The organism is Flavobacterium limi (genome assembly GCF_010645075.1).
GTDB classification, from domain to species: Bacteria; Bacteroidota; Bacteroidia; order Flavobacteriales; family Flavobacteriaceae; genus Flavobacterium; species Flavobacterium limi.
The window spans coordinates 170,769-194,427 of record NZ_JAADZV010000001.1; the positions used below are offsets into that span (position 1 = coordinate 170,769).

Annotated in this window: 21 protein-coding genes; 9 read left to right on the top strand and 12 right to left on the bottom strand. The window is 34.7% G+C overall.

All coding sequences use genetic code 11. From position 1 onward, the window contains the following. Positions 1-103 precede the first annotated feature (103 nt). The 4 genes from GXM16_RS00755 to GXM16_RS00770 all read right to left on the bottom strand — a co-directional run bounded on the left by GXM16_RS00755 (position 104) and on the right by GXM16_RS00770 (position 3,756). On the bottom strand, positions 104-1,171 hold the full coding sequence (locus GXM16_RS00755; RefSeq protein WP_163391761.1) for an efflux RND transporter periplasmic adaptor subunit: 1,068 nt from the start codon (positions 1,169-1,171) through the stop codon (positions 104-106). Between the two features lie 9 nt (positions 1,172-1,180). Next, a complete protein-coding gene (locus GXM16_RS00760; protein WP_163391763.1) occupies positions 1,181-2,515 on the bottom strand; it encodes a TolC family protein in 1,335 nt (444 codons plus the stop codon). A 12-nt stretch (positions 2,516-2,527) separates the two neighbouring features. Beyond that, positions 2,528-3,127 carry a TetR/AcrR family transcriptional regulator gene (locus GXM16_RS00765; protein WP_163391765.1) on the bottom strand — a complete coding sequence of 200 codons (600 nt, stop codon included), beginning with the start codon at positions 3,125-3,127 and terminating at the stop codon, positions 2,528-2,530. 107 nt (positions 3,128-3,234) lie between these two features. Further along, positions 3,235-3,756, bottom strand: a complete 522-nt coding sequence (locus GXM16_RS00770) for a YceI family protein (RefSeq protein WP_163391767.1) — start codon at positions 3,754-3,756, stop codon at positions 3,235-3,237. Between the two features lie 257 nt (positions 3,757-4,013). On the opposite strand from GXM16_RS00770, the gene GXM16_RS00775 reads away from it, so the two are divergent. From GXM16_RS00775 to GXM16_RS00785, 3 genes are all read left to right on the top strand, one after another. After that, complete coding sequence (locus GXM16_RS00775) at positions 4,014-4,988, top strand: polyprenyl synthetase family protein (RefSeq protein WP_163391769.1); 975 nt, start codon at positions 4,014-4,016, stop codon at positions 4,986-4,988. Positions 4,989-4,998: 10 nt separating this feature from the next. Beyond that, positions 4,999-5,736: a hypothetical protein gene (locus tag GXM16_RS00780; RefSeq protein ID WP_163391770.1), complete on the top strand. Its 738-nt coding sequence runs from the start codon at positions 4,999-5,001 to the stop codon at positions 5,734-5,736. A gap of 70 nt (positions 5,737-5,806) precedes the next feature. Further along, a complete protein-coding gene (locus GXM16_RS00785; RefSeq protein ID WP_163393211.1) occupies positions 5,807-6,160 on the top strand; it encodes a hypothetical protein in 354 nt (117 codons plus the stop codon). A gap of 5 nt (positions 6,161-6,165) precedes the next feature. Here the strand turns inward: GXM16_RS00785 and GXM16_RS00790 are convergent, their stop codons facing one another. After that, positions 6,166-6,732 (bottom strand): hypothetical protein, encoded by a 567-nt coding sequence (locus tag GXM16_RS00790; protein WP_163391773.1) that lies wholly within the window; start codon positions 6,730-6,732, stop codon positions 6,166-6,168. A gap of 46 nt (positions 6,733-6,778) precedes the next feature. Next, on the bottom strand, positions 6,779-7,333 hold the full coding sequence (locus GXM16_RS00795) for a hypothetical protein (protein ID WP_163391776.1): 555 nt from the start codon (positions 7,331-7,333) through the stop codon (positions 6,779-6,781). A 118-nt stretch (positions 7,334-7,451) separates the two neighbouring features. Between GXM16_RS00795 and GXM16_RS00800 the strand changes: the two genes are divergently transcribed. From GXM16_RS00800 to GXM16_RS00815, 4 genes are all read left to right on the top strand, one after another. Then, a complete protein-coding gene (locus tag GXM16_RS00800) occupies positions 7,452-10,229 on the top strand; it encodes a 2-oxoglutarate dehydrogenase E1 component (RefSeq protein WP_163391777.1) in 2,778 nt (925 codons plus the stop codon). A gap of 88 nt (positions 10,230-10,317) precedes the next feature. After that, positions 10,318-11,562 carry a 2-oxoglutarate dehydrogenase complex dihydrolipoyllysine-residue succinyltransferase gene (gene odhB / locus GXM16_RS00805; protein ID WP_163391779.1) on the top strand — a complete coding sequence of 415 codons (1,245 nt, stop codon included), beginning with the start codon at positions 10,318-10,320 and terminating at the stop codon, positions 11,560-11,562. Positions 11,563-11,649: 87 nt separating this feature from the next. Further along, complete coding sequence (locus tag GXM16_RS00810) at positions 11,650-12,429, top strand: ThuA domain-containing protein (RefSeq protein ID WP_163391781.1); 780 nt, start codon at positions 11,650-11,652, stop codon at positions 12,427-12,429. Between the two features lie 48 nt (positions 12,430-12,477). Beyond that, complete coding sequence (locus GXM16_RS00815) at positions 12,478-13,716, top strand: TCR/Tet family MFS transporter (protein ID WP_163391783.1); 1,239 nt, start codon at positions 12,478-12,480, stop codon at positions 13,714-13,716. A gap of 112 nt (positions 13,717-13,828) precedes the next feature. Here the strand turns inward: GXM16_RS00815 and GXM16_RS00820 are convergent, their stop codons facing one another. The 6 genes from GXM16_RS00820 to GXM16_RS00845 form a co-directional block, all read right to left on the bottom strand. Continuing rightward, positions 13,829-15,322, bottom strand: a complete 1,494-nt coding sequence (locus GXM16_RS00820; RefSeq protein WP_163391785.1) for a T9SS type A sorting domain-containing protein — start codon at positions 15,320-15,322, stop codon at positions 13,829-13,831. A 53-nt stretch (positions 15,323-15,375) separates the two neighbouring features. Beyond that, the gene (locus GXM16_RS00825; RefSeq protein ID WP_163391787.1) at positions 15,376-15,813 is read right to left on the bottom strand and encodes a retropepsin-like aspartic protease; all 438 of its coding nucleotides are present in this window, start codon (positions 15,811-15,813) and stop codon (positions 15,376-15,378) included. After that, positions 15,765-18,413: a CHAT domain-containing protein gene (locus GXM16_RS00830; protein WP_163391789.1), complete on the bottom strand. Its 2,649-nt coding sequence runs from the start codon at positions 18,411-18,413 to the stop codon at positions 15,765-15,767. The genes GXM16_RS00825 and GXM16_RS00830 overlap by 49 nt, the downstream gene beginning before the upstream one ends. A 106-nt stretch (positions 18,414-18,519) precedes the next feature. Continuing rightward, positions 18,520-20,472, bottom strand: a complete 1,953-nt coding sequence (locus GXM16_RS00835) for a DUF7849 domain-containing protein (protein WP_163391791.1) — start codon at positions 20,470-20,472, stop codon at positions 18,520-18,522. A gap of 183 nt (positions 20,473-20,655) precedes the next feature. Beyond that, the gene (locus GXM16_RS00840) at positions 20,656-21,639 is read right to left on the bottom strand and encodes a hypothetical protein (RefSeq protein ID WP_163391793.1); all 984 of its coding nucleotides are present in this window, start codon (positions 21,637-21,639) and stop codon (positions 20,656-20,658) included. Between the two features lie 202 nt (positions 21,640-21,841). Further along, positions 21,842-22,138, bottom strand: a complete 297-nt coding sequence (locus GXM16_RS00845; RefSeq protein ID WP_163391795.1) for a hypothetical protein — start codon at positions 22,136-22,138, stop codon at positions 21,842-21,844. A gap of 127 nt (positions 22,139-22,265) precedes the next feature. On the opposite strand from GXM16_RS00845, the gene GXM16_RS00850 reads away from it, so the two are divergent. Both GXM16_RS00850 and GXM16_RS00855 read left to right on the top strand, forming a co-directional pair. Continuing rightward, positions 22,266-22,850, top strand: coding sequence for an RNA polymerase sigma factor (locus tag GXM16_RS00850; RefSeq protein ID WP_163391797.1), 585 nt, complete (start codon positions 22,266-22,268; stop codon positions 22,848-22,850). Between the two features lie 2 nt (positions 22,851-22,852). Further along, a complete protein-coding gene (locus GXM16_RS00855) occupies positions 22,853-23,578 on the top strand; it encodes a tetratricopeptide repeat protein (RefSeq protein WP_163391799.1) in 726 nt (241 codons plus the stop codon). The last annotated feature ends 81 nt before the right edge of the window (positions 23,579-23,659 follow it).

A 23,659-nucleotide genomic window follows, 5' to 3' on the forward strand; every position in this document is an offset into this window, starting at 1 on the left:
AGTCCTTAGTTTTTTAAAGTCACTAGTTCTTAGCTTTTAGGTTTAGTCTTGCTATTTACCCAATTCTAGGGACTAAGGACTAGTTACTAAGCACTAATCACTCTTATTTAATAATTTCTACTGTATTTCCGTCCTGTAAGTTGATCTGACCTGTAGTGATAACTTTTTCTCCATCAGACAATCCATTGATGATTTCTACTTTATCACCTAAAATTCTTCCGGCAGTTACTTTTTTCAGTTTGGCTTTACCATTTTCGGCAACAAAAATTTCATTACTGCTTACACTCCCAACGAATGCATTTCTAGGGACAACCATTAAGTTTTGTTTCTGTTGTTTTGAAGCAAAATTTGCAGTTCCGTACATACCGGCTTTCAGGTCATTGTTAGAATTATTTGTGATTTCGATTTCAACAGGGAAATTTAAAGACTCATCTGCTTTTGCGGCAATAAAAGTAATTTTTCCTGAAAAAGTTTTATCAGGATAAACACTAGCAGTTATAGTGATGTTATCCCCTTTTTTAAGACTTGCCACCTGATTTTCATTAACAGTAACTGTTAATTTTAATTTAGATGTATTTACAATATCAAATAAAGCAGTGGCTGGCATTCCTGTTAGGATAGAACCTGGCTCAATATGTTTTTTATTAATAAATCCGTTAATTGGAGCTTTTACTTTTGTATCTCCAACGTTGATGTTTGCCTGTTTTAAATTAGATTCTGCATTTGTTAAAGCTAATTTTGCCTGATCTAATTGCTGTTTAGTAACACCGCCTGTTTTAAAGGCATTTTCGTATCTGCTGTAATCAGATTTTGCATTTTGGTAAACTGCCTGGGCTTGTTGTGCACTTACATTAATTACATCACCTCTCATAGTTAATAGTGTCTGGCCTACTCTTACATAGTCACCTTCTTTTACTAAAACGCTGATAACCTTTCCTGATTTTTCTGCTGAAAAAGTCAATTCCTGAATGGGAGCAAAATTTCCGTTAGCAACGAAATCTAATGAAATTTCTTCTGTTTTCACAGGTGTAACTTTTACAGAAACAGCAGCATTTTTCTCTGCAACAATATCTGTTTTTTCTTTGTTCTCTTTTTTGTTGTTATTTAAAACATATCCAATCACACCCAGAGCTGCGATTATGATTACGATTGTTATAATAGTTTTCTTCATTGTAATTAGTTATTTAATAAGAGTTTTTAGTTCGCCTTTTGATTTGATTAGAGATATTTCAGCAATTTTATAATTTAGAACTGCTCTGCTGTAATTGTTCTGAGCTTCCTGATTTGCATTTTCAGCATCTAATAAGTCAGTTAATGATGCTAATCCCTGTAAGTAATTGTTTTTGGTATTGCTTAAGATTTCACTTGCAAGTCGCATATTTTCTTTTTGGTTCTCAATAGTCACCAGATTATTGTTGATTTGCGTCATCGCATTTCTATAGTCCAGATCAAGTGAAAGTTTGGTGTCTTTCATATCTTCCTGAAGCGTTCTGATTTCAACATCTGCCTGTCTTACTTTTGCACGGGTTCCAAATCCTGTGAAAATTGGGATATTTAAATTTAATCCAATCGCAGAGAAGTCAGACCAGTAAACCCCGTCTTTTGGCTTTTTAAACCAAGGCATTTCAGGCCCCTGACCAATATAATTGTAACCTGCAGTTAATGAAAGTCTAGGATAATATCCTGCTTCAACAGCTTTTTTGTTAAATATTAAAAGCTCTTCCTGCTTTTTCAAAAGCAGATATTCTGTTCTGTTTTCTGCATTTGGAGTTTCGGTCAATGCTGCCGATGTGGCTTCAAACTCTTCAGAAGGAATTTCTATTTGAGTTTCGATTGGCATACCCATATAAAATTTCAAAGCATTTTCCTGTAATTCAGCCTGATTTTTAACTTGTTGGCGCTCTGTGTCAATGTTTGATAGTTTTACAATAATACGGTCTAAATCAATTTTCTTGGCTAAACCATTGTCAAATTGCCCCTTTACAATATCACGAACTTTAGTAGTATTGGCGTATGTACTGTCTAATAAAGTTAAAAGATCTCGTTGAACATATACTGAGTAATAATTATTTGCTACTCTTTCAATTACCTGCTCTTCTGTCAACTGATCGTTTATCTGGTAAAATTCGCGTGTAGAACGAGCGGCTCTCAATCCTGTAAAAACAGATTGGTCAAAAATCGCCTGAGTTAAAGAAAGTCCTGCAGTAGAAGTCCATTTTTGGCCTAATGGCGCTAAAAGTGTAGTTCCTGGAGCGCCAAAAAAATCTCCAGGTAAAGCATTTAACTGCAAAATGGGATTGTATGTCAAATTTCCGTTTGCAGATATTTGTGGCAGTGCTCTTGAACGTATTTCCTGAATTTTGTATTCACTGTTTTCAATCTGCAATTTTGATTTCTTGGCTTCGGCTTTATTTTGAAGCGCATAAGTAAGAGCTTCTTTTAAGGTTAGTGTTTTGACCTGTGCGCTGACCGATAAGCCAATAGTGCACAAAAATATAAGAATGATTCTTTTCATATGGATTGATGATTAAGTAATAATTTTTTTAAGTTGTTTTTCTAATTCCTCAATTCCTAAAGGAGTTGACATTGCTCTGGTATGATATTCTAAGGCTTCTAATTCTAATTTTTGCGCTTCTTTGTCTGATACTGTTGTCTCATTGATATGAAAAATTAAAGTGTAATAAAACCTTACATAAACATCAATATTCAAATCTGCTCTATACAATTTTTCACGAATTCCTTTTTCAATATTTTCTCTAAACCATTGACTGCATTGATCAATTTCGGTAGTCATGACCTTATAATAGATATCAGGATAATGTTTTTTAAGCTGATATATCGGAGACGAATCCAAACTGTTTGTAAACATTTCACAAAACATTTCACGGATTTCAAAATTCTCCTGAATTGCATTATTGTTTTTAGCTACAATCGTATCAATGATTTCATGTACCTGTTTATGAACTAAAGTTGTACTTTCTTCTATTAAAATCTCTTTGTTGCAGAAATATTTATAAATTGTTTTTTTTGAAATACACATTTCCCCTGCAATATCATCCATTGTAACACTTTTAAAACCGAGTTTTAAAAATAGCTCACTTGCTTTTGATATGATTTTCTCTTTCATTTTAATTTTCAAAATTGTATTGCAAAAGTAATTAGGAAACTAAAGTTACAAAAAAGCCCCCAACACATTTGTAATAATTTTACATTAACTTATTCATTACGTAAGATTTATATGCTGAATTCTAAATTTGCAATAAGTTTGATATCTTTTCCCAATGCCAATCCTCCGTTGTGGTTATAGGAATTATAGTCTAAACCAAAATCCTGACGTTTAATATCTCCTTTAATTTCAAAAGCGACTTTTTTCTCTCCGTTATAAGTATTCACACCAATAAATTCTGCATCAAGTTCTACAACTCGTGTAACATCTTTTATGGTTAGGTCTCCTTTAAAAAAGTTGATATTATTGTTTACTTTTTGAAAAGAGGTTGATTTGAAACTAATAATAGGGTGCTCATTTACATTAAACAAGTCATTCAGCTGCAAGTGCGAGTCGATTTGCTGAAAACTATCTGCTTTATTGTTAATGTCTAATGAAAATGCAACCGAAGCATCTTCAATTTCATTATCCTCTATATCTACATACCCATCAAACTTGTTTGCAGTTCCTCCTAAATAAGCAATTATTGAATGTCTCATTTTTATTAAAACATCTGATTGGCTAGAATCTACGGTCCATGTTGTTTTCATAAATTTTTGATTTTATTGAGTTTAAAAATCGCTCAATGTCTTTTGGAAACTTTTTTGGTGTTTTGAGTTTCCGTGTGCAAATATAAACAGGAAACTCAAAACACCAAAAAAGTTTCCGTGTTTTTTTAAAATAATTTTAACGTCTTAAAAATGAGTTCAATCAGCTAATTTCAAATTCAGGTCACCATTTAAATTTTAAAAACAATAATTCGTATTTGAATTGTATCTTTGGGCTTCGTAAATCAGAATTCCATTTTATGCACGATATTAGCCAGTACCAGGATTTTTTTATTAGTTATTTAAAAAGGCAAAACATAAGTAAAGAGCCTAAAAATCTTTATGAACCTATTGAATATATTTTAGGGCTTGGAGGAAAACGGATGCGTCCGGTACTCACCTTAATGGCTGCAGAAGTTTTTGATGCCGATTATGAAATAGCACTTCCGGCTGCAATGGCTGTAGAGGTTTTTCATAACTTCTCTTTAGTTCATGATGATATTATGGATGATGCGCCGTTAAGAAGAGGGCAGGTTACAGTACATGAGAAATGGAATCTGAACACCGGAATCCTGTCCGGAGATGCGATGCTTATCCTGGCGTATCAATATTTTGAACAATATGAACCAACAATTTTCAGGGATTTAGCTAAATTATTCAGCAAAACGGCACTTGAGGTTTGCGAAGGTCAGCAATGGGATGTTGATTTTGAAAACCGGTCAGATGTGACCATTCCTGAATACCTGAAAATGATTGAGTATAAAACGGCTGTTTTGGTCGCTGCAGCTATGAAAATGGGAGCAATTGTAGCCAAAACTTCTGAAAAAGAAGCCAATTTAATTTATGATTTCGGACTTAACTTAGGATTAGCTTTTCAGCTTCAGGATGATTACTTAGATGCTTTTGGAGATCCGGAAACTTTTGGGAAACAAGTAGGCGGAGATATTATCGAAAACAAAAAAACGTATTTGTACTTGAAAGCACTGGAGTTTTCTGTTCCTGAAAAAGCTTCAGAACTGCAAAAGTTATTTAGCCAGCAATTAGAAGATAACACAGATAAAATAGAAAAAGTGAAGTTAATTTTCAACGAATCAGGTGCATCAGAAGCTACTCAGAAGGCGATAAAAATGTACACTTTTAAAGCTTTTGAAACACTTGAAAAAATGAATATCAACGCAGAAAAGAAAAATATCCTGAAAACTTTTGGTGAAAATCTAATGGGCAGAAAGGTTTAATATTCAAATTATGGACATCATAGTAAATAATCTTTTTTTTGCTGATAGAAATAGTAATGCGAGAATCCAGTTGTTTTTTGCGCTATGTTTTCCTTTTTTTACCCTTTTTGCTTTAGGAATTGACAGTGTTCCTTTTGCAGCAAATTATTTTGACGGGCGACAAATTACGAATGTTTTAGCCATAATTTATTTCTCTTTTTTCTTTTGGGTTTCCGGTTCTTATTTAAGGAAACTCATGTTTGTGATGGTTTTTTTGTCCTATATAGGAGAAGTGCTTTTTTGTACGTTGCTCGGAATGTACAATTACAGAACGACCGTGATCCCGTTATATGTGCCTTTTGGTCATGCGATTGTGTATGCTTCGGGTTATGTTTTTGCGCATACGAAATGGGCACTTAAAAACGATACTATTCTTAGGAAGTATTTTGCAGTTGGGTTCGCTATATTGTTTTTGTCTGTTGGAATTTTGCTGAAAGACATTTTTTCACTGATTTTCGGGGTCCTTTTCTTTTGGGTTTTAAAGAGAAAAAAATGGCAGAACTTATATTATTTCATTGCCCTTTGTGTTATCTTTATTGAGCTTGGCGGAACTTATTTTCAATGCTGGAAATGGGTGCCAAAAACGTTTGGAGTAATTCCGGCGGCCAATCCGCCAATGGGTGCAGTTTTTTTCTACGCAGGCGGAGATGTGCTTTTGTCTAAAATAGTAGATTACTGGAAATCAAAAAAGATAGTTAGTCAATATTAAATTGAAATTGATTTTTGAAATTGCCATTGAAATTGATTTGTTGCCATTGAATTTTGAAATTGAAAAACCTATGTATGTTTCTCCCTTAAATACCGATTTGTTATTCGAAGAAGCTCAAAAGGATTCTTTATACCTGAACTTGATTGAGCAGCTCAATAAAGACTTCAATCTGGCAAACGAGGGAATTGATTTTCCGTTAAGTATTACTCCCGATGAATTAAAAATCCAGCTCCACGAAAAAATCTACAGAATGATTCAGTATAAATTTGCTGAATACCTTAATTTGCTCTATATAATCGATGTTCCGGAAAACGAAATCAAACAATTAGACGGATCAGATTTGGTTAGTCTTGCTGAAGAAGTTTCTTTTTTAATATTAAAAAGAGAATGGCAGAAGGTTTGGTTTCGGAATTTTTATAAGTAAAGATTCTAAGGTGTTTTTTCATTTGGACGAACGATTTTATGTAACTTATCTAATTCAGTCCCGAGCCCAAAATACTGCGTGTCAATTTTACTTCCAATAATTTGGAAACGATTACATTTAAAACAAATTTTTGCTATTCCAACAGTCTTTTCTTTCTTTTTAAAAATAAAAATATCGCGATACTCCGGAACACAAGCATATGCATTCATCTGTAAAGAGTCTTTTTCGCTGAATATATTTTCAATTTGCTTTTGTTGTTTAATTGTAAGATTAGATTTCTTATAATTATGATTTAGCAAAATTTCCCCAAAATCTTTTTTAGGAATACTATCAGGAAAATATCCAACAAACAAACTTTCAAGCTCTTGTTGTTTTTTTGATCTTTTACTTTTTCCTGTAAAATCAATTACACTTTCAAGAGTATAATTTCCAAAATAATGATCAATTTCATCGGAGTCAAAAAAAGGTCGAGATTCTTTTTTAACAACCTTTTCAATTTCAATATCTTTTTTCGAAGAATGATTACAGCTTAGAAGTAAAATATAAGCAATTATTAAAATACATTTTCTCATTAATATCAAATTAAAAAAACTTAGAATCTCAGAAACTTAGAAACTTTTAGAAATACACCCTCACAAAAGGCATAAATGCAGATCCGTACAAACTTCTGTCATCATCAAATAAAACGTCATATCGGGCACCAACAGTTACACTGCCTGTTCTGTAACCGGCTCCAAGATATAGTGCTGTGTTCCAGAAATTATCCGAATACGACGGAAAACCATTTCTTGCATCATAATCCGTGTTAACACGAACTTGTTCTAATTCAGCCGATAATTGGATTTCGGGTATAGGATTTACCAGTCCGATAATACTTCCTCCATATACATAAGAATCATAGTAATTTTTTGAAGCTAAATAACCAAATTGAAGACCAACACCAACAGCAACAATTTCGTTTATATTATAAATAGCACTTGGCATTACAGAAATGTCAGTATAGCCCGAACCAATTCCGAGACCTAATCCGCCGCCAAATTGTACTTTGTCCCAAAATGTGTAATTGTTATCGATTACATTATTTTGTTCCTGTGCATTTGCAAAATTTGAAAATAGGCTAATCATAATCACAAAAAATGATTTGAAAACGATTGAAAGATGAATTTTCTTCATAGTTTAGGCTATTTTTAACAAATTTTTACGTAAAAGTACGTAAAAAAATCATTTAAATAATATCGTTTGTTGTACTTTTGCCATTCTATATAACAAAAAGTATATTCACTCAAATATTATGGATAGGTTTTCATTTCTAAATGCAGCGCATACCGAGTTTTTTGCACAATTATACGATCAATATTTAGTAAACCCAGACAGCGTTGAGCCAAGCTGGAGAAGTTTTTTTCAGGGCTTTGACTTTGGACAAACAACTTATAATGATGAAAATCCTGTGCAAACAATCGTTGAGTATGTAACGACTAGCGATAACACAGATTACAGTAAAGTTTCTGAAAAATTACAAAAAGAATTTAACGTATTGAAATTGATTGATGGCTACCGTTCACGAGGTCATTTATTCACTAAAACCAATCCGGTTCGCGACCGCAGAACATCATCTCCAACTTTGGATATTGAAAACTTCGGATTAACAACTGCTGATCTTTCAACGGTTTTTGATGCGGCTCAGGTTATTGGTGTTGCACCTTGCTCTTTGCAGGATATCATTACCCGTCTTAAAGCAATTTACTGTCAGCATATTGGGGTTGAATATATGTACATCAGAAACCCTGGTGTTGTAAAATGGATTCAGGATAAATTGGGTGTGAACAACAATCAGCCTAATTTCTCAACAGAAGAAAAACAAACGATCCTTAATAAATTAAATGAAGCCGTTTCTTTCGAGAACTTTTTGCATACTAAATATGTAGGTCAGAAACGATTTTCATTAGAAGGTGGAGAAACGATTATCCCTGCTTTGGATGCTTTGATCGAAAAAGCGGCTGAAAAAGGAGTGGAGCAATTCGTAATGGGTATGGCTCACCGTGGCCGTTTGAACGTTTTGGCAAACATCTTCGGAAAATCAACTCAGGATATCTTTAGCGAATTTGACGGTAAAGATTACGATCAGGAATATTTTGATGGTGACGTAAAATACCACTTAGGTCTTACTGCCGACAAAAAAACAAGATCAGGAAAAAGCATCAATATCAATTTGGCACCAAATCCTTCGCACTTAGAAACGGTTGGAGCTGTAATTGAAGGAATCACAAGAGCAAAACAAGATAAATATTATGCTGATGACTTCTCAAAAGTATTGCCAATCGCCGTTCACGGGGATGCTGCAATCGCAGGACAGGGATTACTTTATGAAATCATCCAGATGGCACAATTAGACGGTTACAAAACCGGAGGTACCATTCATATCGTAATCAACAATCAGGTTGGATTTACAACAAACTATTTAGACGCCCGTTCATCAACCTATTGTACAGACGTTGCCAAAGTGACACTTTCGCCGGTATTACACGTAAATGCTGATGATGCAGAGGCTGTTGTACACGCAGTATCTTTCGCATTAGACTACAGAATGGAGTTTGGACGTGACGTATTTATCGATTTATTAGGATACAGAAAATACGGTCATAACGAAGGTGATGAGCCTCGTTTTACACAGCCGGTTTTATATAAAATCATTGCAAAACATCAAAATCCAAGAGATATTTATGCTGAAAAGCTTTTATCAGAAAGAGTTATCGATGCTAATTATGTAAACACAATTGAAAAAGAATACAAAGCAGACCTTGAACAAAACTTAGAAGCATCGCGTAAAAAAGCATTAACAATTATTACTCCGTTCATGCAAAATGAATGGAAAGGGTTCCAACAGGTTTCTGATGATGTAATGTTGAAAAAGGTTGATACTACTTTCGATAAAAAAGGTTTGGATTCTATTATCAATACTATTTCAACTTTACCTTCTGATAAAAAATTCATCAACAAAATCAACAAAATTGTATCTGACAGAAAGGTTGGGTATGATAATAATACTCTTGATTGGGGAACTGCAGAAGCATTAGCTTACGGTTCGCTTTTAACAGAAGGATTTGATGTTAGAATTTCTGGTCAGGACGTTGAGCGTGGTACATTCTCTCACCGTCATGCGGTTGTAAAAGTAGAAGATTCTGAAGAAGAAGTAATCTTACTAAACAGCATCGAAAACAAAAAAGGAAACTTTGGCGTATTCAACTCTCTTTTATCAGAATACGGAGTTTTAGGATTTGATTACGGTTATGCGTTGGCAAATCCAAAAGCTTTAACAATATGGGAAGCACAATTTGGAGATTTCTCTAACGGAGCCCAGATTATGATTGACCAGTACATTTCTTGTGGTGAAGATAAATGGAACAACCAAAACGGTATTGTTTTATTATTGCCTCACGGATACGAAGGTCAGGGAGCAGAACACTCTTCTGCAAGAATGGAGCGTTACTTACAGCTTTGTGCAAGACATAATATGTATGTAGCAGACTGTACGACTCCTGCAAACTTCTTCCACTTGTTGAGAAGACAAATGAAAACAGATTTCCGTAAACCTTTGGTAGTTTTCTCTCCAAAAAGTTTATTGCGTGATCCAAGATGCGTGTCTACAGTAGATGAATTAGCAAATGGAAGCTTCCAGGAAACTATCGACGACAATACAGTAGATAAAAAGAAAGTTAAAACTTTAGTTTTCTGTACCGGTAAATTCTACTACGATATTGTTGCTGAAAGAGAAAACAACGGAAGAAATGATGTTGCAGTTGTTCGTATCGAGCAGTTATTCCCTTTCCCTGCTGAGCAAATCAAAGAAATCATTGCAAAATACCCAAAAGCAGATGATTATGTTTGGGCACAGGAAGAGCCTAAAAATATGGGAGCTTACAGCTTTATGTTAATGAACTTTGATCTTGTAAAATGGAGACTGGCTTCATTAAAAGCATATTCTGCTCCGGCTGCAGGAAGCTACACACGTGCAAAACGCCGACATGCAGATGCAATCAGAATGGTATTCGATAAAAATTTATTCAGATAATTAAAAATAATTGTTTCAGGTTTAAAGTTTCAGGTTATTCCAAAACGTGGAACTTTAAACAAACTAAACTTAAAAAACAAAAAACAAGATGATTTTAGAAATGAAAGTCCCATCACCAGGGGAATCAATAAAAGAAGTTGAAATTGCAACTTGGTTAGTAAAAGACGGAGATTATGTAGAAAAAGATCAGGCGATTGCTGAAGTTGATTCAGATAAAGCTACTCTTGAATTGCCTGCTGAAATGAGCGGTGTAATTACACTAAAAGCTGAAGAAGGTGATACAGTAGCAGTAGGTGCTGTAGTTTGTTTAATTGATACTGATGCAGCAAAACCTGCAGGTGGTGCTGCAGAAGCACCAGCCGCTGAAGCTCCAAAAGCAGAGGCTCCAAAGGCAGAAGTTAAAGCTGAAGCTCCAAAAGCTGCTCCGGTTCAGGCTCCTGCAGCTACAAGTTATGCAGCGGGAACTCCATCTCCTGCAGCAAGAAAAATTTTAGACGAGAAAAATATTGCTCCTGCAACAGTTTCAGGAACTGGTAAAGGCGGAAGAATCACTAAAGATGATGCTGTAAATGCAGTACCTTCTATGGGAACTCCAACTGGTGGAAGCCGTGGAACTGAGCGTACAAAATTATCAATGTTACGTCGTAAGGTAGCAGAAAGACTGGTTTCAGCTAAAAATGAAACAGCTATGTTAACTACTTTCAACGAAGTAAACATGACGCCAATCAACCAAATCCGTAATGAATACAAAGATGCTTTCAAAGCTAAACATGGTGGATTAGGTTTAGGTTTTATGTCTTTCTTTACAAAAGCAGTTACAAGAGCGTTACAATTATATCCTGATGTGAACTCAATGATGGATGGTGACTACAAAATCGCTTATGATTTTGCTGATATCTCAATCGCAGTTTCAGGGCCAAAAGGATTAATGGTTCCTGTTGTTCGTAATGCTGAATTGTTAACTTTCCGTGGAATTGAAGCTGAAATCAAAAGACTGGCTTTAAGAGCCCGTGACGGTCAAATTACAGTTGACGATATGACTGGAGGAACTTTCACAATCACTAACGGTGGTGTATTTGGTTCTATGTTGTCTACGCCAATTATCAACCCTCCTCAGTCAGGGATCTTAGGAATGCACAACATTATCGAGCGTCCAATCGCTGTAAACGGTAAAGTTGAAATTCACCCAATGATGTACGTAGCACTTTCTTACGACCACAGAATCATCGACGGACGTGAGTCTGTTGGTTTCTTAGTTGCGGTTAAAGAAGCTTTAGAAAATCCGGTAGAATTATTGATGAACGGTGATGCTAAAAGAGCATTGGAGTTGTAATCAATAGTCCTTTTAATTATAAAAACCTCAAATGATGAAAATCATTTGGGGTTTTCTTTTTATATTCGGAAAATTAAATATCAAGGTATGAAAATAAAGCTAATACTACTTACCATTCTATTGGGTCTGAATTTTGTTTGTGCAAATCCGCCAGCTAAAAAACGCATATTGGTTTATACGAAAAACGGAAAAGGGTATGTGCATAAAAATATTGCAGCCAGTGTAGAGGCTTTAAAGAAAATTGGTGAAGCAAATAATTTAATTGTTGATGTTTCAGATAATGCTTCGGTAATGAATACTGAAAATTTGGCAAAGTACAGCTGTCTTGTTTTTTCGAATACGTGTAATGATATTTTTGATACAGAAGAACAAAAGAAGGCATTTGCAGCTTATATCCAGCGGGGAGGATCTTTTGTAGGAATTCATAGTGCTTCTGATTCTGAACGTTCGTGGCCCTGGTATACCCAAATGATAGGAGGGAAATTTAAAAAACATCCTGCTTTTCAGTCTTTCGAAATAAAAGTGATTGATAAAAATCATCCTGCGACTTCAAAACTTCCCGAAGTTTGGAAAAAGCAAGATGAATGTTACTATATGGATGAACTTAATCCTAATATTCAGGTAGTATTGGCTGCTGATTTGCGAACAGTGAATGACAGTGATAAAGGTGTTTATCCGGGACGTATTTTTGGGGATTACTTTCCATTGGCATGGTTTCATGAATTTGAAGGGGCAAGAGTGTTTTACACCGCTTTGGGGCATGATAGTAAAGATTATTCGGATCCTGTATATATTCAGCATCTTACTGGTGGAATTTTATGGGCTTTGGGTAAAAATCCAAAAGAAAAGCATTCAAAGAAAAATTAATTAATAGTAAGCAAAAAGGATTTTTTCAGTTTAACTAACCACCCATTTATGTCATCCAACAAAAAGCAAGCTGCAATAGGCTTTATCTTCATTACCATGTTAATTGATATTACCGGATGGGGAATCATTATCCCGGTTATTCCAAAACTGATTAAGGAATTAATACACAGCGATGTAAGTGAAGCTGCAAAATATGGCGGCTGGCTGACTTTTGCGTATGCAATAACCCAATTTATGTTTGCGCCTTTAATAGGTAATTTGAGCGATAAATTCGGACGTAGACCAATAATCTTAATTTCGCTTTTTGCTTTTGCACTGGATTATATTTTATTGGCATTTGCTCCAACTATTACCTGGCTGTTTATAGGAAGAATAATTGCAGGATTAACAGGAGCCAGTATTTCGACAGCCTCTGCTTATATCGCTGATGTGAGTACACCGGAAAACAGAGCTAAAAATTTCGGAATGATTGGTGTAGCTTTCGGACTCGGATTTATCATCGGACCTGTTCTTGGAGGTATTTTAGGGCATTACGGATCCCGAATTCCGTTTTATGCTGCGGCAGTTTTGTGTATGCTGAATTTCCTGTACGGTTATTTTGTTCTTCCAGAATCCTTATCCAAAGAAAACAGAAGACCAGTTAACTTAAAAAGAGCCAACCCAATTGGTGCTTTTTTGAATTTGAAAAAATATCCGGCACTTTATGGTTTATTGTTTGCCTTGTTTCTGATTTATGTGGCAGCGCATGCAGTTGAAAGCAACTGGAGCTATTTTACGATGTACAAATTTAGCTGGAACGAAAAAATGGTCGGAATTTCGCTTGGTGTTGTCGGCGTTTTAGTAAGTCTCGTTCAGGGTGGTCTGATCCGATGGACCAGCCGAAAATTAGGCAATGAAAAAAGTATTTACATAGGCATGACATTATATACGATTGCAATGTTGTTGTTTGCCTTTGCTTCAGAAAGCTGGATGATGTTTCTCTTTTTGATTCCGTATTGCCTTGCGGGAATTGCCGGGCCGGCTTTACGGGCTATAATTGCTGGTCATGTTTTGCCCACAGAACAAGGAGAAATTCAGGGAACAATTGCAAGTTTAATGAGTGCAGCAACGATTATCGGTCCGCCCATAATGTCCAGTCTATTTTATTATTTTACACACAAAGAAGCACCTTTTGAATTTGCAGGGATGCCCTTTGTACTCGGTAGTCTATTGATGATGACGAGTGGTATCGTTTCGTATTTTTCATTAAAAAAATATGCTGTTTCAAATCCAAATAATACAGAATAATTATAAATGCTAAAAATCCCAAATTCCATTTTTTTTAAGGAATTTGGGATTTTTTTATTTTACCAGAACTAAGTTTTGGAATTTGGAATTTCAGATTTGAAATTTAAATTTTTTATTGTTTGACAATTTTGATGGTTTTAATCTTTCCTTCTGATTTCACTCTCAGAAAATAAACTCCTGTTGAAACTCCTGACAAATCAATGTCAGAATGTGTATTGTTTGTTTTTTTAGCTAAAACAGATTTTCCGGAAAGAGAGAATATTTCGATTTCATCAATTACAGCTGAATTGTTTACTGACAATGTATTTTTTACCGGATTTGGGTAAAATTTGAAATTAGGTAAAACAAAATCATCGTTTGATAATGAACCGTTTGATTTTGCAGTTACGGCAAGACGTTGCTTACTTTCAATATTGTTTATGGTTTGCGATGCATAATACGTTACACCATCAACTAAAGCGGTTGTCAAAGGCAAAGTAGTTTCAGCAATTTTACTTGTTTTTCCTGTTGCAGAACTTGGATTACTGTACCATTTAATACCCTGACCATCCACAATAATATCTCCTAAGGTTTGACCCGGAGTAAATTCTACAGTTAATGTGTTTTTACCGTTTATTGAAGGTGCTGGTGGATTTACAGTGATTTCTTTTGTCAAATAACAGCCCTTTTTATCTGATATCACTATAGAATAAATTCCAGGAATTAAATTTGAGAATGTATTTTGTGTAAAAAACTGATTTAAGTATGGTGAAACAGCATACATATAAGAACCACTTCCACCCGTTGCATTCACTGTTATGGTTTGATTTTCTATGGCAACCGTTGCGTCTAAGACGGCTGGTACGAATATATTTACCATATATTTCACAATGCAACTGTTTTCATCTTTTACAGCTATATTATATGTTCCAGCTGCTAAATTTGTAAAAACATTGGAAGAGACAAATGTTAATCCTCCATCAAGAGAGTAAGTGTAAGGGGATCTTCCTCCAGTAGCATTAATAGAAATTGAGCCATCTTTACTACCATTACAACTCATATTTGTCACTACACAGGTAGCTTCTAATGGCTTATAAGCTTCTACAATAACATATATAAACTCTTCACATCCTAAAGAATCCCTTGTAATTATGATATGTACTCCAGGAACTAAATCATTAAATTCATTGTTAGCAGAATATGTTCCACCATTGATTGAATAAACATACGGACCCTTGCCACCAGTAGCCTGGACTGTTATTTTTCCTTTGTTTATACAGGAAACGGCTGTAACAGTTGCTGTTGAAGCTACATAAGGATATAAAATCAAATTAAAATAATTAGTAGTAACTTTTCCATTATTATCAATTCGGGCATAAATAGTTTTAGAACTTTCTGTGCTTTTGAAATTCGAAGGAGTAGCAATCGCATTTACATTATCCTGAGCATTTTCAAGAGTTAAATGATAAGTGACTGTTGTTTCTGCAGGATTTAAGTTTCCAATTAAAAGTGTTTTTTGGGAAGTCAGATCAAAAGAAGTATCTCCTGCACAATGCTCGATATCGCTAACCTGAGCATAAAAGAAATGGGTAAACAAAAAAAGGAAATAAAGTAGTGTTTTTTTCATACGTATAGATTTGTTAAAATAGGTGGGGCAAATATAGCTAAAAAACTTACTTTCTATTTCAAATACAAATAATGATTATAATAATCAATAATCGCTTTTCCTTCAAGTAAAACATCTGCGCCAATGATACCATGAACAGGTTTTGCTTTGTATTGCGTTAATGCTTCGTTAACGTGCGAAAGATCAAAAATTACGATACCAAAATCATTGTTTTTCCAGGAACCGATTTGCATGGAATTGTTTTTTGAAATTTGCGTTTTCATTCCCGTTCCGCCTGCTCCGGCAGCCTTGGTTTTAGATTTTTTGGTAACCAGTTCAAATCGCTCAATACTTTCATAACCCACACAGGAGTTTGATGCGCCGGTATCTAAAATGAAATTTCCAGAAACGCCGTTGATTTTTACCTTAATCAGCAAATGCTGCGTTTTGATGATTTTGAATTTTATTTTTTTGTATTTCTCTTTTTTGAGGACTTCGTGAAGATTTTCCATTTTTGATAACGATTGAAAACCAAAAATAAACCAATTAGCGTCAATAAACTAATGATGTAAACGATATAATTTGAAGCATTTTCTTCTGTCGAAATAGATCCGTAATAAACGAAAGAACTCCAGTAATAAGGTGATTTTTTAGCGTTTGGAATCGATTTGTCATGTAAGAAATCAAGTTTGGCATTTGTATTGGCTTCAAAATAGGTTTGTTTATTTTGGATGTTTTTATAAAAATCAGTCATAAAAACCGATGTTGTGTAATCATTTACTTTCCATAAAGAAAATAACAGATTCTGCGCTCCTGCAAACTGAAAACCTCTTGCAACACTCATGGCTCCTTCAGCTTTATAGAGTTTTCCGATTCCGGTTTCACAGGCACTTAAAACCACTAAATCCGGATTGATATTCAGGTTGTACAATTCTGAATATAAAACTTCCCGATCGTAGAATTTAATGCTTGCAGGAGTTTCAATGTCTCCTGCAGCAGCATGTGTACTTAAATGCAGAACCGAATAATTTTGAGCATTATTTTTGAAATTAGAAAAACCTGCATCGGTATTTTCTAAATATTTCCCTTTAAAATTATTGTGGATAGCTTCTAATTCTTTCTTGGAATAGCTTAATTCAAAAGCTGTTTTTTCGAAAACCGGAAAAACACCCAAAACGTTTTTATCTGAATTACAAACAGGTTTGGAATTCAGATAAAAATTTGCTGAAGTATTATAAGCAACCTTAAAATCGTTCAGTAAATAATGCATTTTGGCAAAATTCGTTGTATTTGATTTATGTGTAATCAATGCTTCAAATGGAAGAAAATTCAAAATGCCATCAGGAACAATTACTAAGTTTTGATAAACTGAATTGTTTGGAAGTTGCAGTAAATCATAAACGATTTTTCCATATTTGATATATCCGGAAATATCATTTATGATAGAATTTGCGTCGTTGAAATACGCTATGAAATGTGTAATATAAAACATTTTTCTATGTCCAATATGAACTTCATCGAGTATGATTCGGTTGTTTTGAAGAACAAAATAATACAATCTTTCAGCACCCACAAAATAATAAACCATCACGGCTTTGTTAGTTTCTAATTTCTTAAACAATGCTTTTAAATCACAATTTTCGGGAATATGATCGACATTTTCAGACTGGATTTTTTTCAGGGAAAGCATCAATTCATTTTGTTTTTTTATGAGTTGATTAATTTTCAAAATATCAGCGAAATCACCCTTTTGCTGTTCTTTTAAAATAGTATTGTTCAGGTTTTGAAATTGCTGCAAAAGCTGTTTTTCTGCTGCGGAAGCATTTTTAATATTCGAACGGTAACTTTTTAAAATTCCTGATTTAGTTTTTTCAGACAATTGAAAAGCTTTTTCTATATAAGAAGTTTTGCCTTCTTTTTTAAATAATTCATCGTAAATCGAAATGCACTTTTCAGTCCGGTTTCGGGATCGCAATTGCATCAGGATTTTCGAGTTTTCATAGACCAAACCGTTCATCAGCAAATCTTCCATATAAAAAGAAAGACTAAAAGCTTCCAGTGCTTTTTTAGGCTGATGTATTTTTAAAATTTCTCCCTGTAAATCGACTGCATCAACTAAAACTGTTTCTGCGTACAATTGATTTTTATTTGGGAGGCTGTTCTTTGAATTATAATCAGGAATCAAAGTCTTAAAAACAAGTATAATCTGCTTTGAGCTTTCCTCGTACTTTCTTTCATCAAATAGAATCAGGGCTTTTTCATAATAAAGTTTAGCGAGTTTTCGAGGCTGATGATTTGAGGTTTTAAAAAACAATTTTTCAGCTTTTTCTAAATATGAATTTGCTGTTTCAAAGTTTTGTCTTTGACGATTAAAAGTTGCAAGATTTCGATAAGAATTAGATAAAGTTTCGAATTGATCCTTCTCTTTTTGAAGAAATTTTATGGAAGATTCAAATGCTTTTTCGGCTTTTTCTCTTGTTCCGGGAAATAATAAATTGCCGCCTGAACTCAGTAAATAATTATTCCCGAGATTATTCAGTAAAATTCCTTTCATTGCATTCGGCAATTTTTCAGTTTTTAAAGTATTTTCCAAAAGCTCAATTGCTGTTGAAATCTTGCCAGAACTCTGATAAACATTCGATAAATTCAGAATAGCCGCTGTTTTTTGTGATTGGTTTTTCTCTGTTTCAGCAATAAAATAATACTGTTTGATAGTATTTTCGGCACTGTCGTAATCTCCTGAAACGGTGTATAAATTACCCAAAGGTTTCAGACAGTATTCAATAATATCGTAATCTTTAAGGTTATATTTCTGATAGATTTGCCAGGCTTTTTCATAACTGGAAATTGCATGGTTTGTCTGACTAAACTGATTCTGATAATAGGCTTTGTTGCAGTTTAAAACCACTATGGCTAATAATTCATCTTTGGTTTTGGGTTTTCGATTTTTCCAAAAAACAGTTTCGGTATTGGTTAAGTTTTGCAACGCTTTCGCGGAAGGATTCGCTACAAATAAATCAATGGCATTGTAAATTTTGTCTTCAGGATTTTGCCCAAAAACATTCAGGTTAACAAAAAGAAAGATTAAACCATATAAGTGATATAATTTCATATTATAGTTGTTGGTATACTAAAATAAATCACATAAGCTTATGTGTCATATCTTTTTGAATTTAAAAAGCTTAAATTTACTTAAATCCCTTATATGGTGGAAATATTTAAAACCTCCAAATCCCATAAACCTGAAAGTAATTAAAATCCTGTTCAAAATTGATCACATATCGCGCTCCTAAACTTGGTCCTATTCTGGCGAATCCTGCCGTTAAATCGAATAAAAGACCGGTTTTTAAATTTGTAAAAGAATTTTTTATGGTATTACTTGCTGTTTGCGTGCCTATTAAAATATTTTCTTTGTCTCCCTCAAAAATTTCGGTTTTTATATCCTGATTCTGCTCTGAAGCCACATTGATATTGGCCTGAACTCCGGCACCGACTCCTATGTAATTATTAATGTTGTACCGAATCAAAACAGGGATTTCCCAATTGACATTCTTGTTTTCAGTAGTAGTAGTGGTACGTATTAATTGCCTCGTTCCGTTTGCATTGGTGTTAAATTCGGTTGCGATATTGACTGCGCTGTTGTATTGGTTTAAAGCATTTACCCATTCTGCCTGCCAGTAAAAGCGATAGGCTTTAAAAGGCGAAATAGTAGCCCCGACAAAATAACTGGTTGATTTGTCAAGACCTGTATAAAAATTATATCCCGCTTTTGCGCCAATTGAAATTCCCGGTAAAAATCGGGTAGTGGCGTAGTTGGTTATGATAGGTTCGTTTTTATCAAAAATGATCGAAGTCCGGCTTTTGGTTTTCACTTTATGAAAGTCTTCACCGAATTTCATCGAATAACGGACAAAACCTTTGGTACTATCTTTTTCCTTTACGTTTTTTTGTTCAGTCCCGGGAAGGTAAATATTCTTAAACGTAAAAATGATTTGTTTTTTTGTAATGATGGTGTCGAGACAGCTTACGGTTGGCTCTTCGCCTTTTGGACAAATTGGACATTCGGGATACATACTTTCGATCTGGAATGTTTTTTTGTCGAACATATCCGGAATATCGGTTTCTAAACGAATTTTTCGGGCAGGACCTTCGCCGTTATTCTGAAAACGGGTTTTGAATTTCACTCTTTTAAACCGAACGAGTCTGTAATTCATAAAACTCCCGTTTGAACCCATTTTGTTGGGGTCGTGAGAGGTTACGATTTCCATTTCGAGATTTTTGACTTTATGATTCTTAAAACTACGGTTGGGAACAAAAATTCCGCGCATGGTAACCGTTGCGCTGGTATCCTTGATCATTTCGGGTGTTGTTTTAAAGGTGTAAAAAACATTTCGGGTTTCGCCTGGATTGGCATCGTCAAATTCCAGAATCGAAACATTATGGTAAAGTGTGTTTGCTTCTTTTAAACTCGCATCCAGATCTTCTTCTGTCGTTGTATTTTTATATTTTTTGAATTTTATAGTGTTTTCAGAAGAAGCGACATAAGAGTTTGTATCGTCCACATCATCAACTGAAGCGACTGTATTTTCTTTTACTTCACGTTCGCCGGCATGCGTTCTGAAATCGACCAGTTCGAAATTGTTGTTTTTGAATTGCTTTTCGTTGTAAAAAAGATAGAGCTTGCCATTGGCGACATAATTCTCCAGATTTTGATAACTTACTACGACTACCATTTCCTGTTCCGGAATTGGGTCACAGTTTTTTATGATTGTAAATCCGTTTTGATCAGCGATGGAGGCGATGTCCTGATACGGGTCGTCTGCTATTTCGTTAACTGCGACTTTTTTTGGCCGTGTAGCAGGAGGTTTTCCGTTGTCGTAATTGTTGGTAACGGCTAATCGGGCGGTATAATTGCCTTTGTTTTTATAAACATGTTTGGGCTCTGCCTGTTTGCTGTAATGTCCGTCACCCATTTCCCATAAATAGGAGTAGCTGGGTTTTGGAGCACCTGCAATTGGAATCAATGGTGGTGTTTCGGGCTTAAAAGTGACCGAATTGCCTTTCTGGGTGTAGCTGATATTTGCTCTTCGGGTGATGGTGTCTTTTACTTTGGTTTGCGCCAACACCATTACTGATGAAAGGAAGATGAAACAGCATAAAAGTTTTTTCATGGTCGAGGAGGTTTTTTAGCCCTGATGAGAGTGACATCCTTTTGTGCCGGGGTTCGGCATAAAAGATATAACGGACAGCAGGATTAGCTTCTGAAAATCATCAGAAATAGTTTAAAACAGGTTTAAATGTAAAAAAAAGTGATGAGCAAATCACCACTTTTTCCTAAAAAAAGTATTTGAAAATTACTGAATGGCATTGATTGCTGCTACCAATTGCGCTTCTGAACCTACTGTTGTTTCTGCAAGTGTAAAGCTATAAACTGCATTTGCTGTCGTTGTTACTCCTTTTATTGCGTAACGCCATTGTCCGTTTTCTTCTGTTGCGAAAATAATGTGGCAAGCTAAACCAATCGGAATTTGTCCGTAGTGCTCACTGAATAATCCGGCAGCTGTGTAAGTATCTAATTGGGCAAGCGCATTTGTTCCTTCGCCATCATAAGAAAGGTATACAGCAGAATTTGTGTTATCGAATCCTTCAGGAGCATCTACTAATATTGTAGTTTTAGGTCTTGGGTCGCTGTAAAAACGGTCTACATTTGCCCATCCAAAGTTTCCAAAAGTAACATAGTAACTGTTTGCTTCGCCCTGAACACCGCCTTTTCCGCCAGTTCCGTCAGCACCATCTTTGGCTTCTCTCCAAACTAAGTTATCCTCTTCGTCAATGTTTCCAAACCATAAAGTCATCTGATTATCATAACCTCCTGTCAAACCGGTTGGTACAATAAGATACATACCGCATGTAGTAGTTAAGTCCTGCCCGTTTTGTGTGGCTTTGATATAGAATTCTCCTCCTGAAATTAATAAGTTTTTCTTTCCGTCAGGCATTAAACCCATGGTTGGTTTGTTTGTTACCAGCATATCCCCTTTATCAAAAAGTTCTACGTATTCAATATCAATTGTTCCGGTTACGGCTACTCCTGCTTTTTTCAGGCAGTCTCCATTGAGGTTGATTTTAACTCCTTTTTTAGAAGTAAGAACAATATTTCCGTTCCCTGCAGTTGCTGTAAAATGTTGTGTTCTTCCTGCCAAAGCTTCATCTCTTACTGCTGCAAATTCTGATGCCGATGGTGGTGTAACTTTGTCATCTCCTCCTTCGCTGTCATCACAGCTTGCAAATGTGGCTAATGCTAAAAACAATAATGCGATTTTTCTAAAGTTTGTGTTCATGATTTCTAATTTTTATAAATCTGAGCTGATCGTTATCAGTTGGTTTTCAGATTTGGTTGTTAATTCAATTTTTATATCCTTATATTAATTCGGGTTTGATATTGTTACCCTTGTTTTAAAAAAAATATTTTTAATCTGTTTTATATCGTTATATCAATTGGGTTTTTAAATTGTTACCCCTGTTTTTTATTTTTTTTAAATTTTATCTGGAGAGGCATTTTTCTTCAAAAACATTTCCGTCTTCATCAAGAGCAACCAGGATTTGTTTTTTGCGAAGGCTAATCAGTAAATAAAGCCAGACTACTGACCAAAGCCCCAGAGTTGCCAGAACCAAAGCCAGATGAAATGAAGAATCGATTTGTTTTTTTTCTTTGGATAAAACCACATATGGGAGTTTGTCATTTTTTTCAACTACGATAAATCCGTTGCGAATTTTGTTCGACAATGTTTGCTGGAACTTGGCAAAATCCTTTTCACTTGTTAATTGATAACTTTTCATGGTGTGTGATTTTAATTCTTTGAAAAAACCTTTTTGTAGTCTTATATCAATGTGCTTGTCTAATTGTTACCCTTTTACTGTAGTTTTTTTCAGATTCTTTTTTTTACATTAGCTAATAATTTTCGATATGAAAAAGAGTAAAATACATCCTGACCAAAAATATATTGAAGGAATTGCCGCAAACGATTCGGTAATAATCCGGGCTATTTATAAAAATTTCGTTCCCAAAGTGGTTTTCTACGTTATGAATAATTCCGGGGACAAAGATCAGGCTGAAGATGTGGTTCAGGAAATCATGATTTTACTTTTTAATCAGGCCAAAGCCAATGCATTGCAACTGACCTGTCCGTTTGATGCCTACTTCTTTTTGTTGTGCAAAAGGAAATGGCTTAACGAATTGAAAAAAACTTCGAATAAAGGGGTAACAATTAATGAAGATTTTGCATCTATCAATGAATCTGCTCTCGATTTGGTTGAACAAGCCGAACAATTTGATGAAAAACAGCAGCTTTTTGACATGATGTTCCAAAAATTAGGAGATAAATGCCAGGAACTGCTTAAACTGAGTTTTGAGATCAAATCGATGGAAGAAGTTGCCGAAAAACTAAACGTAACGTACGGCTATGTCCGTAAAAAGAAATCGTTATGCGTAGGGCAGCTGACACAGTGGATTCAGGAAGCAAAGAATTTTAAATCTCTAAAAAATAATTAGTCATGAACGAAGAACGCTACATATTATTTGATCAATATCTTCAGGGAGAAATGACGATTGAAGAAAGAAATAGTTTTGAAAAGCAGGTTTCAGAAAATGAAGAATTTGCAGCTGAATTCAGGACTTTCAAAGAAGTTTTGGCGCAATTGGATAACAAGTTCGGATATGATCAGGAAAGAGAAGCGTTCAAAGAAAATCTTTCTGTGATTTCAGATAAACATTTCAATAAAGACAGGCCAAAAGTGGTACTGATGCGTCCATGGTATTATGCGGCAGCTGCATCAGTGGCTATTTTATTCGGATTGTTCTTTTTTGACTACAATCAAAATCCGTCTTTTAATGATTACAATCATCCCGGACAAGCTCATTTTACAGAAAGAAGTAATGTGAATTCCAATTTGATACAGGCCGAGAAAACGTTTAATGACAGAAAGTTCAAAGAGGCGATTCCGTTTTTTGAGGCAGTTCTTAAAAACAAAAAAACGGCGGAAATTCAATATTATTATGGTGTTTCCTTGTTACAAACCAATCAATATAAAAAAGCTGAAACGATTTTTAATGAATTGAAATCAGGAAGTTCTGTTTACAAAGAAAAAGCGCTTTGGAATCTGGCTTTACTAAAATTAAAACTAAAAGATTATAAAGGCAGTAAACAAATCCTGGAGACTATTTCTCAGGATTATGAAGATTATGATGAAGTTCAGGAACTTTTGCATGCATTGGACTAGATAATTTTTTGTAAGAAATAGTAAAACAAATCGGATTTAGAAATTTTTATTCTATATTCGATTTTTGTTTTTTATGAACTG

Coding starts and splice junctions, on each gene's coding strand:
- GXM16_RS00790 (WP_163391773.1), bottom strand. CDS start 6,732: ATGAGAAAATGTATTTTAATAATTGCTTATATTTTACTTCTAAGCTGT.
- GXM16_RS00855 (WP_163391799.1), top strand. CDS start 22,853: ATGAACGAAGAACGCTACATATTATTTGATCAATATCTTCAGGGAGAA.
- GXM16_RS00775 (WP_163391769.1), top strand. CDS start 4,014: ATGCACGATATTAGCCAGTACCAGGATTTTTTTATTAGTTATTTAAAA.
- GXM16_RS00850 (WP_163391797.1), top strand. CDS start 22,266: ATGAAAAAGAGTAAAATACATCCTGACCAAAAATATATTGAAGGAATT.
- GXM16_RS00840 (WP_163391793.1), bottom strand. CDS start 21,639: ATGAACACAAACTTTAGAAAAATCGCATTATTGTTTTTAGCATTAGCC.
- GXM16_RS00755 (WP_163391761.1), bottom strand. CDS start 1,171: ATGAAGAAAACTATTATAACAATCGTAATCATAATCGCAGCTCTGGGT.
- odhB (WP_163391779.1), top strand. CDS start 10,318: ATGATTTTAGAAATGAAAGTCCCATCACCAGGGGAATCAATAAAAGAA.
- GXM16_RS00820 (WP_163391785.1), bottom strand. CDS start 15,322: ATGAAAAAAACACTACTTTATTTCCTTTTTTTGTTTACCCATTTCTTT.
- GXM16_RS00810 (WP_163391781.1), top strand. CDS start 11,650: ATGAAAATAAAGCTAATACTACTTACCATTCTATTGGGTCTGAATTTT.
- GXM16_RS00830 (WP_163391789.1), bottom strand. CDS start 18,413: ATGAAATTATATCACTTATATGGTTTAATCTTTCTTTTTGTTAACCTG.
- GXM16_RS00760 (WP_163391763.1), bottom strand. CDS start 2,515: ATGAAAAGAATCATTCTTATATTTTTGTGCACTATTGGCTTATCGGTC.
- GXM16_RS00835 (WP_163391791.1), bottom strand. CDS start 20,472: ATGAAAAAACTTTTATGCTGTTTCATCTTCCTTTCATCAGTAATGGTG.
- GXM16_RS00845 (WP_163391795.1), bottom strand. CDS start 22,138: ATGAAAAGTTATCAATTAACAAGTGAAAAGGATTTTGCCAAGTTCCAG.
- GXM16_RS00785 (WP_163393211.1), top strand. CDS start 5,807: ATGTATGTTTCTCCCTTAAATACCGATTTGTTATTCGAAGAAGCTCAA.
- GXM16_RS00825 (WP_163391787.1), bottom strand. CDS start 15,813: ATGGAAAATCTTCACGAAGTCCTCAAAAAAGAGAAATACAAAAAAATA.
- GXM16_RS00780 (WP_163391770.1), top strand. CDS start 4,999: ATGGACATCATAGTAAATAATCTTTTTTTTGCTGATAGAAATAGTAAT.
- GXM16_RS00770 (WP_163391767.1), bottom strand. CDS start 3,756: ATGAAAACAACATGGACCGTAGATTCTAGCCAATCAGATGTTTTAATA.
- GXM16_RS00800 (WP_163391777.1), top strand. CDS start 7,452: ATGGATAGGTTTTCATTTCTAAATGCAGCGCATACCGAGTTTTTTGCA.
- GXM16_RS00815 (WP_163391783.1), top strand. CDS start 12,478: ATGTCATCCAACAAAAAGCAAGCTGCAATAGGCTTTATCTTCATTACC.
- GXM16_RS00765 (WP_163391765.1), bottom strand. CDS start 3,127: ATGAAAGAGAAAATCATATCAAAAGCAAGTGAGCTATTTTTAAAACTC.
- GXM16_RS00795 (WP_163391776.1), bottom strand. CDS start 7,333: ATGAAGAAAATTCATCTTTCAATCGTTTTCAAATCATTTTTTGTGATT.